At 51.0% G+C, this 15,021-nt stretch carries 15 protein-coding genes and 2 tRNA genes; 5 read left to right on the forward strand and 12 right to left on the reverse strand.

Annotated features, from left to right (window positions below; translation table 11 throughout):
* Positions 1–73: 73 nt before the first annotated feature.
* A tRNA-Met gene (locus IP582_RS22170) sits at positions 74–150 on the reverse strand.
* 378 nt (positions 151–528) lie between these two features.
* Here IP582_RS22170 and argG point away from each other — a divergent pair.
* Positions 529–1,872 carry an argininosuccinate synthase gene (argG, locus tag IP582_RS22175; RefSeq protein ID WP_039077476.1) on the forward strand — a complete coding sequence of 448 codons (1,344 nt, stop codon included), beginning with the start codon at positions 529–531 and terminating at the stop codon, positions 1,870–1,872.
* 181 nt (positions 1,873–2,053) lie between these two features.
* Here argG and IP582_RS22180 read toward each other — a convergent pair.
* The 6 genes from IP582_RS22180 to rlmE form a co-directional block, all read right to left on the reverse strand.
* Positions 2,054–2,140, reverse strand: a tRNA-Leu gene (locus tag IP582_RS22180).
* An 11-nt stretch (positions 2,141–2,151) separates the two neighbouring features.
* On the reverse strand, positions 2,152–2,484 hold the full coding sequence (gene secG / locus IP582_RS22185) for a preprotein translocase subunit SecG (protein WP_071194444.1): 333 nt from the start codon (positions 2,482–2,484) through the stop codon (positions 2,152–2,154).
* 226 nt (positions 2,485–2,710) lie between these two features.
* Positions 2,711–4,048: a phosphoglucosamine mutase gene (gene glmM, locus IP582_RS22190; RefSeq protein WP_193794468.1), complete on the reverse strand. Its 1,338-nt coding sequence runs from the start codon at positions 4,046–4,048 to the stop codon at positions 2,711–2,713.
* Positions 4,041–4,895, reverse strand: coding sequence for a dihydropteroate synthase (gene folP, locus IP582_RS22195; protein ID WP_193794469.1), 855 nt, complete (start codon positions 4,893–4,895; stop codon positions 4,041–4,043). The genes glmM and folP overlap by 8 nt, the downstream gene beginning before the upstream one ends.
* 100 nt (positions 4,896–4,995) lie before the next feature.
* Positions 4,996–6,927, reverse strand: a complete 1,932-nt coding sequence (gene ftsH, locus IP582_RS22200) for an ATP-dependent zinc metalloprotease FtsH (RefSeq protein ID WP_039077472.1) — start codon at positions 6,925–6,927, stop codon at positions 4,996–4,998.
* Positions 6,928–6,982: 55 nt separating this feature from the next.
* Positions 6,983–7,612 carry a 23S rRNA (uridine(2552)-2'-O)-methyltransferase RlmE gene (gene rlmE / locus IP582_RS22205; protein WP_039077471.1) on the reverse strand — a complete coding sequence of 210 codons (630 nt, stop codon included), beginning with the start codon at positions 7,610–7,612 and terminating at the stop codon, positions 6,983–6,985.
* Positions 7,613–7,733: 121 nt separating this feature from the next.
* Between rlmE and yhbY the strand changes: the two genes are divergently transcribed.
* Complete coding sequence (gene yhbY, locus IP582_RS22210; protein ID WP_039077470.1) at positions 7,734–8,027, forward strand: ribosome assembly RNA-binding protein YhbY; 294 nt, start codon at positions 7,734–7,736, stop codon at positions 8,025–8,027.
* 153 nt (positions 8,028–8,180) lie between these two features.
* On the opposite strand, the gene greA is transcribed toward yhbY, so the two are convergent.
* Complete coding sequence (gene greA / locus IP582_RS22215; RefSeq protein WP_125123815.1) at positions 8,181–8,657, reverse strand: transcription elongation factor GreA; 477 nt, start codon at positions 8,655–8,657, stop codon at positions 8,181–8,183.
* Between the two features lie 250 nt (positions 8,658–8,907).
* Between greA and dacB the strand changes: the two genes are divergently transcribed.
* Entirely contained in the window at positions 8,908–10,341 is a 1,434-nt protein-coding gene (dacB, locus tag IP582_RS22220) for a serine-type D-Ala-D-Ala carboxypeptidase (RefSeq protein ID WP_193794470.1), read from the forward strand.
* Positions 10,342–10,426: 85 nt separating this feature from the next.
* Here the strand turns inward: dacB and cgtA are convergent, their stop codons facing one another.
* From cgtA to rplU, 4 genes are all read right to left on the reverse strand, one after another.
* On the reverse strand, positions 10,427–11,593 hold the full coding sequence (gene cgtA, locus IP582_RS22225) for an Obg family GTPase CgtA (protein WP_039077467.1): 1,167 nt from the start codon (positions 11,591–11,593) through the stop codon (positions 10,427–10,429).
* 15 nt (positions 11,594–11,608) lie between these two features.
* Positions 11,609–12,574, reverse strand: coding sequence for a DMT family transporter (locus tag IP582_RS22230; RefSeq protein WP_039077466.1), 966 nt, complete (start codon positions 12,572–12,574; stop codon positions 11,609–11,611).
* Between the two features lie 95 nt (positions 12,575–12,669).
* The gene (rpmA, locus tag IP582_RS22235) at positions 12,670–12,927 is read right to left on the reverse strand and encodes a 50S ribosomal protein L27 (protein ID WP_003861831.1); all 258 of its coding nucleotides are present in this window, start codon (positions 12,925–12,927) and stop codon (positions 12,670–12,672) included.
* A gap of 20 nt (positions 12,928–12,947) precedes the next feature.
* The gene (gene rplU / locus IP582_RS22240) at positions 12,948–13,259 is read right to left on the reverse strand and encodes a 50S ribosomal protein L21 (RefSeq protein WP_003025032.1); all 312 of its coding nucleotides are present in this window, start codon (positions 13,257–13,259) and stop codon (positions 12,948–12,950) included.
* A 258-nt stretch (positions 13,260–13,517) separates the two neighbouring features.
* Between rplU and ispB the strand changes: the two genes are divergently transcribed.
* Positions 13,518–14,489: an octaprenyl diphosphate synthase gene (gene ispB, locus IP582_RS22245; protein WP_039077465.1), complete on the forward strand. Its 972-nt coding sequence runs from the start codon at positions 13,518–13,520 to the stop codon at positions 14,487–14,489.
* Between the two features lie 209 nt (positions 14,490–14,698).
* Entirely contained in the window at positions 14,699–14,971 is a 273-nt protein-coding gene (gene sfsB, locus IP582_RS22250; protein ID WP_039077464.1) for a DNA-binding transcriptional regulator SfsB, read from the forward strand.
* Positions 14,972–15,021 lie beyond the last annotated feature (50 nt).

Consider the following 15,021-nt stretch of genomic DNA (forward strand, 5'->3'; position numbering starts at 1 on the left):
GTATTTTTTTCAAATCCAGCGACGAAGGCGTTAAGTCTTCATAGTATATTTGAAAAAGAACACTTAGGGAAAGTGGTTGCGGGGGCCGGATTTGAACCGACGACCTTCGGGTTATGAGCCCGACGAGCTACCAGGCTGCTCCACCCCGCGCCTGAAACGTGGCAAATTCTACTCGGTTAGCAGAAGATTTGCAAATAATGCTGGGATTTGGTACCGAAGACGGGACGTATAATCTGCGTACATTATATTGATAAACATAACTATCTGTCAACCCTGACAGGTTTGCCTTTTATGCGCCCGGACTTGTATTATCATGCGTAATGGCGGATGCATTTTCAGAGGGCATTACAGCCATTATTGCGATGAAAATTGCACTCTTCTCTTCCTGTCATCGCCAAAAGATGTTTAAATGAAAACTCATTTATTTTGCATAACCATTCACTATCGCAACAACAGTAAATGGTATTAAACATCATGGCGTGGCTGTTAAGTCTCTCACCATAGGTATATTAAGCAGGGATTTATTTTATGACGACGATTCTCAAGCATCTTCCGGTTGGTCAACGTATTGGTATCGCCTTCTCCGGGGGGCTGGATACCAGCGCGGCATTGCTGTGGATGCGCAAAAAAGGTGCCGTTCCTTACGCATACACTGCGAATTTGGGTCAACCTGACGAGGACGACTATGACGCAATTCCTCGTCGTGCAAAGGAATATGGCGCGGAGAATGCCCGCCTGATCGACTGCCGTAAGCAGCTGGTTGCCGAAGGCATTGCCGCTATTCAGTGCGGCGCGTTTCATAACACAACGGGCGGGCTGACCTACTTCAACACCACCCCGCTCGGTCGTGCGGTAACCGGTACCATGCTCGTTGCTGCAATGAAAGAAGATGGCGTCAACATCTGGGGCGATGGCAGTACCTATAAAGGTAATGACATTGAGCGCTTCTATCGTTATGGCCTGTTGACCAACGCCGAGCTGAAGATCTATAAGCCGTGGCTGGACACCGATTTTATTGATGAACTGGGCGGCCGTCAGGAAATGTCCGAATTCATGATCGCCTGTGGTTTCGACTACAAAATGTCCGTGGAAAAAGCGTATTCCACCGACTCGAACATGCTAGGCGCAACGCATGAAGCGAAGGACCTCGAATTCCTGAACTCCAGTGTGAAGATCGTAAACCCGATCATGGGCGTTAAGTTCTGGGATGAAAATGTAAAAATCCCGGCAGAAGAAGTGACCGTACGTTTTGAGCAAGGCCATCCGGTTGCCCTGAACGGTAAAACATTTAGCGATGATGTTGAGCTAATGATGGAAGCTAACCGGATCGGTGGCCGTCACGGTCTGGGCATGAGCGACCAGATTGAAAACCGTATCATTGAAGCGAAAAGCCGCGGCATTTATGAAGCGCCGGGGATGGCATTGCTGCATATCGCCTATGAGCGTCTGCTGACCGGTATTCACAATGAAGACACTATTGAGCAGTATCATGCGCATGGTCGTCAGTTGGGTCGTTTGCTGTATCAGGGTCGCTGGTTCGACTCTCAGGCACTGATGCTGCGTGATGGTCTGCAACGCTGGGTGGCGAGCCAGATTACGGGTGAAGTGACGCTGGAACTGCGTCGCGGTAACGACTACTCCATCCTGAATACTGTGTCTGATAACCTGACTTATAAGCCAGAACGTCTGACCATGGAGAAAGGCGATTCCGTATTCTCTCCGGATGATCGTATTGGTCAGTTGACGATGCGTAACCTGGACATTACCGATACACGTGAAAAACTGTTCGGTTATGCGCAGTCCGGTCTTCTTTCCGCCTCTTCTGCGACAGGTCTGCCGCAGGTAGAAAATCTGGAAAACAAAGCTAAATAAGCGCTGATCAAAAATGAGAAAAGCCGCGAAAGCGGCTTTTTTTATGCCACGCATTTATGCAGTAACATCACGCCGTGGAGAAGATAGCCATCAATCCGTGTCCGAGTCACATACATTCAGGCGCATGGCCTTTTCTACAGACGAAAAAAAGACGCTTATTAGCGTCTTTCTTTCGGAATATTGGTACCGAGGATGGGACTCGAACCCACAAGCCCGTTAGGGCACTACCACCTCAAGGTAGCGTGTCTACCAATTCCACCACCTCGGTACGACGACTTCTTATTTCGGGATATCGCTGCTCGGCTGCGCCGGGGCTGCTGGCTGAGTCTGCTCAGTTTGAGCCGGAGCACTCAGTCTTTCCCATTCACTTCCTTTATTGGTTTTGTTGGTATTAATGTTACCCAGCACCAGACTGATGATGAAGAACAGTGTCGCCAACACAGCGGTCATACGGGTCATGAAGTTACCAGAACCACTTGAACCGAACAACGTTGCAGAAGCGCCTGCGCCAAATGAGGCTCCCATATCAGCGCCTTTACCTTGCTGCAGCATGATTAAACCAACAAGGCCAATTGCCACAATAAGGAAAACAACTAAAAGAGCTTCGTACATAATCAACCTGTTCCTTGCGGGGTTGCCGCATGCCAATGCTTCAAACCAATAAAAGTGGGGTTGTTAATGTTTCCCACTGAAGCGGGTGTGAATACTAACCAAAGCGAATCACCTTCGCAAGGCCATTTTAATCGCATTTTATCAAGTGAGGAAAAAAACAGCAAAAACGGGGGTATCGCGCATTAAAAAGGCAGCAAACGCCGCCTTTTTAGACACTTAATGACCGTTAAACCGCTTTAACCGCATCGGCGATACGGTTGGCAAATGCGACAACGTGCTCTTCAACCTCGCCTTCCACCATGACGCGAATCAGTGGTTCAGTGCCGGATTTACGCAACAGCACGCGGCCACGATTCCCCAGTGCCGCTTCAACCTCAGCGGTCACGCTTTTAACCTGCTCATCTTCAAGCGGATCAATATCACTTGAGGTATAACGCACATTCACCAGTACCTGAGGGAACATTGTCATCCCGCTGCACAAATCATGCAGGCTCATATGATTACGCACCATCGCCGCCACAACCTGCAAGCCCGCGACAATGCCATCGCCGGTCGTGGTTTTGTCCAGCAGAATGACGTGGCCCGAGTTCTCCGCGCCCAGGCGCCAGCCTTTCTCCTGTAATTTCTCCAGGACATAGCGGTCACCCACTTTCGCACGTGCAAACGGAATGCCGAGCTGTTTGAGCGCCAGTTCCAGCCCCATATTGCTCATCAGTGTACCTACAGCACCGCCGCGCAGTTGGCCCTGACGCAGAGCTTCGCGAGCGATGATATAGAGAATTTGGTCACCATCGACTTTGTTGCCTTCGTGGTCAACCATGATCACGCGGTCACCATCGCCATCAAAAGCAATACCTAAATCTGCTTTTTCATGCAGAACGCGTTGCTGCAATGCCCGGACATCCGTTGCGCCACAGTTTTCATTGATGTTGACGCCATCAGGCTCGCAACCCATTGCGATCACTTTCGCACCCAGCTCACGGAAGACACTCGGGGCAATGTGGTAGGTAGCACCGTTCGCGCAGTCCACAACGATTTTAAGCGTGTTCAGGCTGAGCTCATTCGGGAATGTGGCTTTGCAAAATTCGATATAGCGGCCAGCGGCATCCACGATACGGCTGGCTTTCCCCAGCTCTGCTGAATCCACGCAGGTCAGCTCTTTTTCCATCTCAGCTTCAATGGCTTCCTCTACCGCGTCCGGCAGCTTGGTACCGTCGATAGAAAAGAACTTAATGCCGTTGTCATAAAAAGGGTTATGTGATGCGGAGATGACAATACCCGCTTCCGCACGAAACGTACGGGTCAGGTATGCCACTGCGGGAGTGGGCATCGGCCCGGTAAAAGAGGCAGATAACCCCGCAGCAGCGAGACCCGCTTCGAGTGCGGATTCCAGCATATAGCCGGAAATTCGGGTGTCTTTGCCAATAATAATTTTGCGTGAGCCATGACGGGCCAGCACCTTACCAGCCGCCCAGCCCAGCTTAAGCACAAAGTCAGGGGTAATTGGCGCATCACCAACGCGACCACGGATGCCATCGGTGCCAAAATATTTACGATTACTCATAGCGTTTGTTTTCCTTCGCTGACGCTGACAGTGTGGCTTCCACCATCCGCATGGCTTCAACCGTTTCTTTTACATCGTGGACACGAATAATGTGCGCACCTTGCATGGCGGCAATCACCGCACAGGCCAGGCTACCACTCAACCTTTCGTTCGGGCCAACATTCAGTAACTGGCCAACCATCGATTTACGCGACATTCCTACCAACAGGGGCAGGTTAAAATGATGAAACTCCGCCAGGCGGGCGAGGAGCGCGTAGTTGTGTGAGAGATTTTTACCGAAACCAAATCCAGGGTCGAGTAACAATTTCTCTTTTGAGATACCTGCCCGCTCGCACCGGGCAATATGATTTATAAAGAAGCTATTCACATCCGTAAATACGTCATCATACTTAGGCGCTTCCTGCATCGTTTTTGGCTGGCCCTGCATATGCATCAGGCAAACAGGCAAACCTGTTTCTGCAGCGGCTTCCAGCGCGCCAGGTTCAGTCAGCGAACGGATATCATTGATGATATGCGCCCCTACTCTTGCCGACTCACGGATAACGTCGGGTTTAGAGGTATCGACAGAAATCCACACTTCAAAGCGCTGCGCTATCGCTTCGACGACCGGAATAACGCGCTCCAGCTCTTCCTCTACACTGACCTCCGCCGCCCCCGGACGCGTAGATTCGCCACCGACATCCACAATCGTTGCGCCAGCATTAATCATCAGATTGGCATGCCTGACCGCCTCGACCAACGTGTTATGCGTTCCGCCATCGGAAAAAGAATCCGGCGTTACATTGAGAATTCCCATCACATGCGGATGAGAAAGATCGAGGGTGGTGCCCTGGGCATGCAATTTCATGACGTAAAACCTTTTTGAATATTTGGTTGCGCAAAAAAGAAAAACCCCGGAGCAAGCCCCAGGGTTTCAGCAAAAGAACACATTATCGACAATAAAAAACTTACTTGTCGCCCAACTGTTCAGACATCGTGTTACCCGGGTTCGGCGTACGCGGTTCATCTACCGGACGCGGTGCACGCGGAGTGCCATTACTGTCAGAATTGTTGGTGCCTGGTTCTTCCCAGCCAGCAGGCGGGCGAACATCACGGCGAGCCATCAGATCATCAATCTGCGGCGCGTCGATGGTCTCATATTTCATGAGCGCATCTTTCATCGCGTGCAGGATGTCCATGTTTTCATTCAGGAGCTGACGCGCACGATTGTAATTACGTTCAATCAGCGATTTCACTTCCTGGTCGATGATACGCGCGGTCTCATCGGACATATGTTTGGCTTTCGCGACGCTACGGCCGAGGAATACTTCACCCTCTTCTTCGGCGTACAGCAAAGGACCGAGTTTGTCAGAGAAGCCCCACTGCGTCACCATGTTGCGCGCCAGGTTGGTCGCGACTTTGATGTCGTTCGACGCGCCGGTAGAAACATGTTCAACGCCGTAGATGATCTCTTCCGCCAGGCGGCCGCCGTACAGCGTGGAGATCTGGCTTTCCAGCTTCTGACGGCTGGCGCTGATTGCGTCACCTTCAGGCAGGAAAAAGGTCACACCCAGCGCACGGCCGCGCGGAATAATCGTCACTTTATGCACCGGATCGTGTTCCGGCACCAGACGACCAATAATCGCATGGCCCGCCTCGTGGTAAGCGGTAGATTCTTTCTGCGCTTCCGTCATCACCATGGAGCGGCGTTCCGCACCCATCATGATTTTGTCTTTCGCTTTTTCGAACTCAACCATTGAAACGACGCGCTTGTTGCCACGAGCAGCAAACAGCGCTGCCTCGTTCACCAGGTTCGCCAGATCCGCACCGGAGAAACCAGGCGTACCACGCGCGATAATTGCCGCATCAATATCCGGAGAGAGCGGTACGCGACGCATATGCACTTTCAGGATTTGCTCACGACCGCGAACATCCGGCAGACCCACAACGACCTGGCGGTCAAAGCGGCCCGGACGCAACAGCGCAGGGTCAAGAACGTCCGGACGGTTAGTCGCAGCAATAACGATGATACCTTCGTTACCTTCGAAACCATCCATCTCGACCAGCATCTGGTTAAGCGTCTGCTCGCGTTCATCGTGACCACCGCCTAAGCCAGCGCCACGCTGGCGACCGACGGCGTCGATTTCATCGATGAAGATAATGCATGGTGCTGCTTTTTTGGCTTGTTCGAACATGTCACGCACACGGGATGCACCGACACCAACGAACATTTCCACAAAGTCAGAACCAGAAATGGTAAAGAATGGAACCTTCGCTTCACCCGCGATAGCTTTTGCGAGCAGCGTTTTACCGGTACCCGGAGGGCCGACCATCAGGACGCCTTTCGGGATTTTACCGCCAAGTTTCTGGAAGCGGCTCGGCTCACGCAGGTACTCAACCAGTTCACCCACTTCTTCTTTCGCTTCGTCACAGCCTGCAACATCGGCAAAAGTGGTTTTGATCTGATCTTCCGTCAACATTCGCGCTTTGCTTTTACCGAACGACATGGCGCCTTTACCACCGCCGCCCTGCATCTGGCGCATAAAGAATATCCAGACCCCAATCAGCAACAGCATCGGGAACCAGGAAATAAAGATCGAAGCCAACAGGCTCGGTTCTTCCGGCGGCTCGCCAACCACTTTGACGTTTTTAGTCAGCAGGTTATCAAGCAGTTTCGGATCGTTCACCGGGATGTAAGTCGTGTAACGGTTACTATCTTTCTTGGTAACGTTGATCTCACGTCCGTTGATACGCGCTTCGCGAACCTGGTCCTGATTGACCTCCTGCAGGAAGGTAGAATAATCCACCTTACGGCCATTAGACTCGCTGGGCCCAAAGCTCTGGAATACTGACATCAGCACAACGGCAATGACCAGCCAGAGTATTAGGTTTTTCGCCATGTCACTCAAGGGATTAACCTCATATTACAACTGTGTTAAAAACAGCGTCAGGTTACTATAGTTTTCGCCCGGTCGCTACAATGTACACTTCTCGTGAACGGGCACGGGAAGAGTCCGGCTTACGAACTTTCACTTTCGTAAACAGAGAGCGAATTTCCCTAAGGTACTCATCGAAACCTTCGCCCTGAAAGACTTTCACAACAAAACCACCACCAGGCGCTAACACATCCCGGCACATCTGCAGCGCCAGTTCCACCAGGTACATAGAGCGGGGAATATCAACTGCTGGGGTTCCGCTCATGTTTGGTGCCATATCTGACATGACAACTTGTACTTTACTGTCCCCGACTCGATCCAGTAATGCTTTCAGGACTAATTCATCACGAAAGTCACCCTGAAGAAAGTCCACACCAACGATTGGATCCATAGGTAAAAGATCACACGCGATGATACGGCCTGTGCCCCCGATTTGCGTGACCGCATATTGCGACCAGCCACCAGGAGCGGCACCGAGATCGACAACCGTCATTCCCGGCTTAAAAAGTTTGTCACTTTGCTGTATTTCATCAAGTTTAAACCAGGCACGGGAACGCAACCCTTTTTTCTGCGCCTGTTGAACATATTTATCGCTAAAGTGTTCCTGAAGCCAGCGACTCGAGCTGGCAGAACGCTTCTTACCTGTCATTTCACATTCCGTCTGGGTTCATCGTATACAGCAACGTAAAATTACACGCGGCGATTTGGTGATATATGGGAGATGGCGGTAGAATGACCCGTTTTCAATCCCAACGTAAGCAAAATATACGATGAATCTGAGTACTAAACAAAAACAGCACCTGAAAGGTCTGGCACATCCGCTCAAGCCTGTAGTTATGCTTGGCAATAATGGTTTGACCGAAGGGGTACTGGCCGAGATCGAACAAGCGTTAGAGCACCATGAACTTATCAAGGTCAAAATCGCTACCGAAGACCGCGAGACTAAAACCTTGATCGTGGAAGCTATTGTACGTGAAACCGGCGCCTGTAACGTACAGGTCATCGGTAAAACGCTGGTGCTTTATCGTCCTGCTAAAGAGCGCAAAATCTCGCTGCCGCGCTAAGAATATCCTTAATTGAACACAAAATCTGTGTAAAACGAGGGGTTTTCGCTAACAGACGAGCAAAATGCCATGCTCACTGAGTTGTTAAAAGGCCGCAATGCGGCCTTTTTCTTTTCTTTACAATACGTCAACAACTGCGGTTAACGAAATTATTCAGAGGTATTCCACTTTGATAATTTCGAATTCGACATCACCGCCCGGGGTACGAATGACAACCACATCGTCTTGTTCTTTACCGATCAAGCCACGCGCGATCGGTGAATTTACGGAGATCAGATTCTGCTTAAAGTCAGCTTCGTCGTCACCCACGATGCGATAAGTTTGCTCTTCCTCGGTATCCAGATTAAGCACAGTTACCGTACTACCAAAAATCACACGTCCATTGTTCGGCATTTTAGTGATATCGATAACCTGTGCGTTGGACAGTTTCGCTTCGATATCTTTGATACGCCCTTCACAGAAACCCTGCTGTTCGCGGGCCGCATGGTATTCCGCATTTTCTTTCAGGTCACCATGCTCACGCGCTTCCGCGATCGCGGCAATAATTTCAGGACGGCGCACTGATTTCAAAAAATCCAGCTCTTCGCGCAGTTTTTCGGCACCACGTAAGGTCATCGGAATAGCTTGCATTTGTTATACCTCTTTAAACATTCCTGTAAGGAGCAGTCTCCCGCCCCGGCTGCTATGTCTGCCCGGATTCAGGCGCATAACCCCCGACCAGAAGCAAAAGAAAACTGACCCGGAGACAAAGCCCCAGGTCAGCAGTAATTTTTCAATTTGATACGCATTTTACCCGGAAGTTCACTATGGGTCATCGTTTACTTTCCGGGTCGATGCGCCGTAGTATGACGGCTTGTTTCCAGGTTGTTAGCGCGAGATTATGCGATTTTCCAGATTTTTCATCGGATTGACCACAAGTATAGCCCTGAATGCCCAGGCCGCGAATGTCGACGAGTACATTAACCAATTACCGGACGGCGCGAACCTTGCCCTCATGGTGCAAAAAGTGGGTGCACAAGAACCGGACATCGATTATCACGGCAAGCAAATGGCTTTACCGGCGAGTACGCAAAAAGTCATTACCGCGCTGGCTGCTTTATTACAGCTTGGCCCTGATTTCCGTTTCACCACCACGCTGGAGAGTAAAGGTACGGTTACCGATGGCGTGTTGAAAGGGGACTTAGTGGCGAGATTTGGCGGCGATCCGACGTTAAAACGTCAAAATATCCGCAATATGGTCGCAATCCTGAAAAAATCCGGTGTGCAAAAAATCGAGGGTAATGTTCTTATCGATACATCGATTTTTGCCAGCCATGACAAAGCCCCCGGCTGGCCATGGAACGACATGACCCAGTGTTTCAGCGCCCCACCCGCCGCCGCTATTGTCGACCGCAACTGTTTCTCTGTTTCGTTATACAGCGCGCAGAAACCCGGCGACCTCGCCTACATCCGCGTCGCATCGTACTACCCCGTGAACATGTTCAGCCAGGTTCGTACGCTGGCACGCGGCTCATCCGAAGGGCAATACTGCGAACTGGATGTTGTACCAGGTGATTTAAACCGCTTCACGCTCACCGGCTGCCTGCCACAACGTACTGACCCGCTTCCCCTGGCTTTTGCTATCCAGGACGGCGCCAGTTATGCGGGGGCCATAATCAAGGCAGAACTTAAGGATGCAGGCATTACCTATACGGGGACCCTGCTGCGCCAGACCCAAGTTAACGAACCTGGTACAGTTATCGCCAGCACGCAATCGGCCCCTTTGCACGATTTGCTGAAACTCATGCTGAAAAAATCGGACAACATGATTGCCGATACCGTTTTCCGCATGATTGGTCATGCCCACTTTGGCGTACCGGGAACCTGGCGCGCCGGTTCTGATGCTGTTCGTCAAATTCTGCGTCAGCAAGCCGGTGTAGATATCGGAAACACGATTATTGCGGATGGCTCCGGCCTGTCGCGCCATAATCTGATTGCCCCTGCCACCATGATGCAAGTACTTCAGTATATTGCCCAGCATGACAGCGAGCTTAACTACATCTCTATGCTACCGCTTGCGGGCTATGATGGCTCATTGCAGTATCGCGCGGGCCTGCATGAGGCTGGTGTGGACGGCAAGGTTTCTGCCAAAACAGGTTCACTGCAAGGCGTTTACAACCTGGCAGGCTTTATTACTACCGCCAGTGGGCAGCGAATGGCTTTCGTGCAATATCTGTCGGGTTATGCGGTAGAACCCGCCGATCAGCGTAACCGACGTATTCCACTGGTTCGTTTTGAAAGCCGTCTGTACAAAGACATCTACCAGAACAATTAACAAAAAAGCCGGGTAGCGTTAACGCTTTCCCGGCTCAGAGTGCCTGTAACCCCGTCAGGCTTGCGCCTGCGGGGGAATAACAGAATCAGTGCTTGTAGATGAACTCAACACCTTCTTCGTCATCTTCATCCCAGTCATCATCGTCCAGGTCGTCTTCTTCATTTTCTTCAAGCTGCTGACGGTGGTAATCGTCCCACATAAACTCGACTTTCTCTGGCTGCTTCTCTTCCTGCGCCTGAGTGATCGGATTTTCGATGATAAAGGTCATCACATCCCAGCAGAGATCCTTAACACCTTGCTGGCTGGCCGCAGAGATAAGGTAATATTTATCTTCCCAGCCCAATGCTTCGGCGATCTCTTTGGCTTTGGCTTCTGCTGTGGCTTTGTCCATCAGGTCAATTTTATTGAAGACCAGCCAACGCGGTTTAGCCGCCAGTTTTTCGCTGTATTTTTCCAGCTCGCCAATGATGATCCGCGCGTTATCAACCGGATCAGAGCCATCAATCGGATCGATATCGATCAGATGCAGCAATACGCGGCAGCGCTCAAGATGCTTAAGGAAGCGAATGCCCAGACCGGCACCTTCGGACGCCCCTTCAATCAGCCCCGGGATGTCCGCGACAACAAAGCTTTTTTCGTTATCCATACGCACGACGCCAAGGCTTGGCACCAGCGTGGTAAACGGATAGTCAGCCACTTTAGGTTTTGCCGCAGAGACCGCACGGATGAAAGTCGATTTGCCCGCATTCGGCATACCCAGCATCCCCACATCCGCCAGCAGCATCAGCTCCAGCATGAGGTCGCGTTTATCACCCGGCGTACCCATTGTCTTCTGACGCGGCGTACGGTTAACGGATGATTTGAAACGGGTATTACCCAGACCGTGCCAGCCGCCTTTCGCCACCATCAGACGCTGACCGTGTTTGGTCATATCGCCCATGGTTTCGCCAGTGCCCTGGTCAATCACACGCGTGCCCACGGGTACTTTCACCGTCACATCTTTACCGCGTTTACCCGTGCAGTCACGGCTTTGACCGTTCTGCCCACGTTCAGCGCGAAAAGATTTTTCAAAGCGGTAGTCAATCAGGGTGTTCAGGTTCTCGTCTGCTTCCAGCCAGACGTCGCCACCATCACCACCGTCACCGCCATCCGGGCCACCGTTAGGAATGTATTTTTCGCGACGGAAGCTCACACAACCGTTACCACCGTCACCCGCCACGACCAGGATGACCGCTTCATCAACAAACTTCATTTTACTCTCCGTAACTCATTCGCCTGAGCGGGGCAAAGTGACAATCACTTCGCGCTTGCGCCAGCGTCCCCAAAGACGATGGCCAATGGCGGAATACATTGCTCCCGCAACCACGACAAACGCACCGAGATAACCGATAAGGTTTAACATCGGTCTGGCGAAAACATCGGGCCAGGCCATTGATAATAAATCTGAAAAAAACAGCGTAAACAGCGGCGTCAGGGTGATGAGCGCGCTTACCTGCGCGGCCTGCCAGCGCGCCATTGCTTCCGCCAGCGCGCCATAGCCAACCAGTGTATTCAGGCCACAAAAAAACAGACACGCAAGTTGCCAGTTGCTGAGCTGGGAAATCACTCCGGGCCTGGCTAACGGCAGTAACGCTATCGTACATAAAGTGTACAGCAAAAAGAGTATCTGTTGTGAAGCCAGACGCCTCAATAATACTTTTTGCGCGACACCATAACTGACCCAAACCGTTGCCGCCCCGACACCGAAAATAACACCCCAGGTGTAGTCGGTCAGTTTGGTAAAAATCTCTATCAGGCTGGTATTGAAAAACATGACCAGACCGCAAAGCAACATAATTGCGCCTATCACCTGCGTCCCGCGCATCTTCTCTTTCAGGATAAAGACGCTGGCTACCATCATGCCGACCGGTGAAAGCTGACCAATCACCTGGGACGCCGTGGGGCTAAGATATTGCAGGGAAGAACTAAACAGGATGAAGTTACCAAACAGACCGCCCGTCGCAATAGCCAGCATTACCAGCCAGCGCGGCTTACGAAAGATACGCAGCGGTGGAAGCTTGCCTTTAACGGCCAGAATGGCCCCCAGGCCAATACTCGCCATTAGAAAGCGATAAAACACCACCGTCGGGGGTTCCATCACTGTCAGCACCTGTTTCATTGCAATTGGCAGTGCACCCCAACACATTGCGGTGGTGAGCGCCAAAAGAATACCAATGCCAGCCTGCTGCTTCATGCCCGTTTTCCCTACAGAAACTTTTCCGGACTTCTAATGTAAAAAGCCCCGCAACGTGTTGCGGGGCTTTCATCCGTTACCGGACCACGAAAAACTTACTCAGCAACGATGCTGATGTATTTACGGTTGTTCGGGCCTTTAACTTCAAATTTCACTTTACCGTCTGCTTTAGCAAACAGAGTGTGGTCACGACCGCAACCTACGTTAGTACCAGCGTGGAATTTGGTGCCACGTTGACGAACGATAATGCTACCCGCCAGAACGGATTCGCCACCGAAACGCTTAACGCCGAGGCGTTTAGCTTCTGAATCGCGACCGTTACGAGTTGAGCCGCCAGCCTTTTTATGTGCCATTTAAATCTACTCCTCAGGTCTTAGGCGCTGATGCCAGTGATTTTCACATCAGTGAACCACTGACGATGGCCCTGTTGCTTACGATAGTGTTTACGACGACGAAACTTAACGATTTTAACTTTCTCGCCACGACCGTGAGCAACAACTTCAGCTTTGATTACGCCGCCATCAACGAAAGGAACGCCGATTTTGACTTCTTCACCGTTTGCGATCATCAGAACTTCTGCGAATTCAACAGATTCGCCAGTTGCGATGTCCAGCTTTTCCAGGCGAACGGTCTGACCTTCGCTTACTCGGTGTTGTTTACCACCACTTTGGAAAACCGCGTACATAAAAAACTCCGCTTCCGCGCACATCATCGTGTGATTCAGAGTGCGCTATAAATATTCACAATAGGGCGCGAATATTACGCAAAACGCGAGCCTTTGACAAGAGCGATCGTCAATCCATGCAGAAAAAAAACACAATGCGTAGGGTAACGTTTATCTGGCGCGTTTTTTCAGTACAATCAACAATACTATTCTAACCCGTAACCCTTCGTTATCCCATTTTGATATGTGGTAAACAGGACTGAAAGCCCGGCTTTTGCGATGAATTTAGAAAAAATCAATGAGTTAACCGCGCAAGATATGGCGGGTGTTAATGCGACAATCCTGCAACAGCTCAACTCTGATGTTCAGCTAATCAACCAGTTGGGTTATTACATTGTTAGCGGCGGCGGTAAACGTATCCGTCCAATGATTGCCGTACTGGCAGCGCGTGCCGTTGGCTACGAAGGCAACGCGCATGTGACCATCGCCGCGTTAATCGAATTTATCCACACGGCGACGCTGCTTCACGACGATGTTGTGGATGAATCAGATATGCGCCGCGGCAAAGCTACCGCTAACGCTGCGTTTGGTAACGCGGCCAGCGTACTGGTCGGTGATTTTATTTACACCCGCGCCTTTCAGATGATGACCAGCCTTGGCTCGCTAAAAGTACTGGAAGTCATGTCCGAAGCGGTGAATGTCATAGCCGAAGGTGAAGTTCTGCAGTTGATGAATGTCAATGACCCGAACATCACCGAAGAGAACTACATGCGCGTAATTTACAGCAAGACCGCGCGTCTGTTTGAAGCGGCAGCCCAGTGTTCTGGTTTGCTGGCGGGTTGCAGTGACGCACAAGAAAAAGCGTTACAGGATTATGGCCGCTATCTTGGTACTGCCTTCCAGCTCATCGATGATTTGCTGGACTACAGTGCAGATGGTGAAACGCTGGGTAAAAACACCGGCGATGACCTTAACGAAGGTAAACCGACTCTCCCCTTGCTGCATGCGATGCACAATGGCACTGCAGAGCAGGCACAGATGATTCGTGAGGCCATTGAGCAGGGCAACGGACGACATCTTCTGGAACCTGTTCTGGAAGCTATGGCAGCCTGTGGTTCTCTGGAATGGACGCGTCGTCGTGCGGAGGAAGAGGCGGATAAAGCTATCGCTGCTCTACAGATTCTTCCGGACTCCCCATGGCGCGAAGCCCTCATTGGCCTGGCCCATATCGCGGTCCAACGCGATCACTGATCACCTCGCTTTCCCGCTAGCAACGGGAAAGCGCCAATAAGTTCCTATAAAAATCAATTCACATTCAAAAAAACACGTTCTACAACCTTGGTGAATTCTTAAAGCTATCGCTCTTACTTGAACTTTTTAGAGCAAAAGCTCTTATATAAGCATGGTAAGTACTCAACATATTGCCATCACGTTTTAATGGCTTTCACCAGGGAGAGAAAATGGAAAGTAAATTCATTGACTGGCACCCGGCGGATATCATTGCCGGACTGCACAAAAAAGGGACATCACTGGCCGCAGAATCACGCAAGTGTGGTTTGAGTTCATCGACATTGGCGAATGCGCTGACACGCTCCTGGCCAAAAGGAGAGCTCATTATTGCCCGCGCGCTGGATACCGATCCCTGGGTGATATGGCCATCACGCTATCACGATCCCGTAACCCATGAATTTATCGACAGAACCAGCATGATGCGGCAAAGGAAGCCAAAATAAACAGGATAACCCCCTTCCCAAACGGGTTGGGGGTTTTAGTGCAAAGAGAG

It is taken from the genome of Citrobacter sp. BDA59-3 (genome assembly GCF_015167655.1).
GTDB classification, from domain to species: Bacteria; Pseudomonadota; Gammaproteobacteria; order Enterobacterales; family Enterobacteriaceae; genus Phytobacter; species Phytobacter diazotrophicus.

Excerpts from the sequence above, each read along its gene's own strand:
- dacB (WP_193794470.1), top strand. The coding sequence starts at position 8,908 with ATGCGATTTTCCAGATTTTTCATCGGATTGACCACAAGTATAGCCCTG.
- rlmE (WP_039077471.1), bottom strand. The coding sequence starts at position 7,612 with ATGACAGGTAAGAAGCGTTCTGCCAGCTCGAGTCGCTGGCTTCAGGAA.
- secG (WP_071194444.1), bottom strand. The coding sequence starts at position 2,484 with ATGTACGAAGCTCTTTTAGTTGTTTTCCTTATTGTGGCAATTGGCCTT.
- greA (WP_125123815.1), bottom strand. The coding sequence starts at position 8,657 with ATGCAAGCTATTCCGATGACCTTACGTGGTGCCGAAAAACTGCGCGAA.
- rplU (WP_003025032.1), bottom strand. The coding sequence starts at position 13,259 with ATGTACGCGGTTTTCCAAAGTGGTGGTAAACAACACCGAGTAAGCGAA.
- IP582_RS22230 (WP_039077466.1), bottom strand. The coding sequence starts at position 12,574 with ATGAAGCAGCAGGCTGGCATTGGTATTCTTTTGGCGCTCACCACCGCA.
- folP (WP_193794469.1), bottom strand. The coding sequence starts at position 4,895 with ATGAAATTGCATGCCCAGGGCACCACCCTCGATCTTTCTCATCCGCAT.
- ftsH (WP_039077472.1), bottom strand. The coding sequence starts at position 6,927 with ATGGCGAAAAACCTAATACTCTGGCTGGTCATTGCCGTTGTGCTGATG.
- ispB (WP_039077465.1), top strand. The coding sequence starts at position 13,518 with ATGAATTTAGAAAAAATCAATGAGTTAACCGCGCAAGATATGGCGGGT.
- argG (WP_039077476.1), top strand. The coding sequence starts at position 529 with ATGACGACGATTCTCAAGCATCTTCCGGTTGGTCAACGTATTGGTATC.
- glmM (WP_193794468.1), bottom strand. The coding sequence starts at position 4,048 with ATGAGTAATCGTAAATATTTTGGCACCGATGGCATCCGTGGTCGCGTT.
- sfsB (WP_039077464.1), top strand. The coding sequence starts at position 14,699 with ATGGAAAGTAAATTCATTGACTGGCACCCGGCGGATATCATTGCCGGA.
- cgtA (WP_039077467.1), bottom strand. The coding sequence starts at position 11,593 with ATGAAGTTTGTTGATGAAGCGGTCATCCTGGTCGTGGCGGGTGACGGT.
- yhbY (WP_039077470.1), top strand. The coding sequence starts at position 7,734 with ATGAATCTGAGTACTAAACAAAAACAGCACCTGAAAGGTCTGGCACAT.
- rpmA (WP_003861831.1), bottom strand. The coding sequence starts at position 12,927 with ATGGCACATAAAAAGGCTGGCGGCTCAACTCGTAACGGTCGCGATTCA.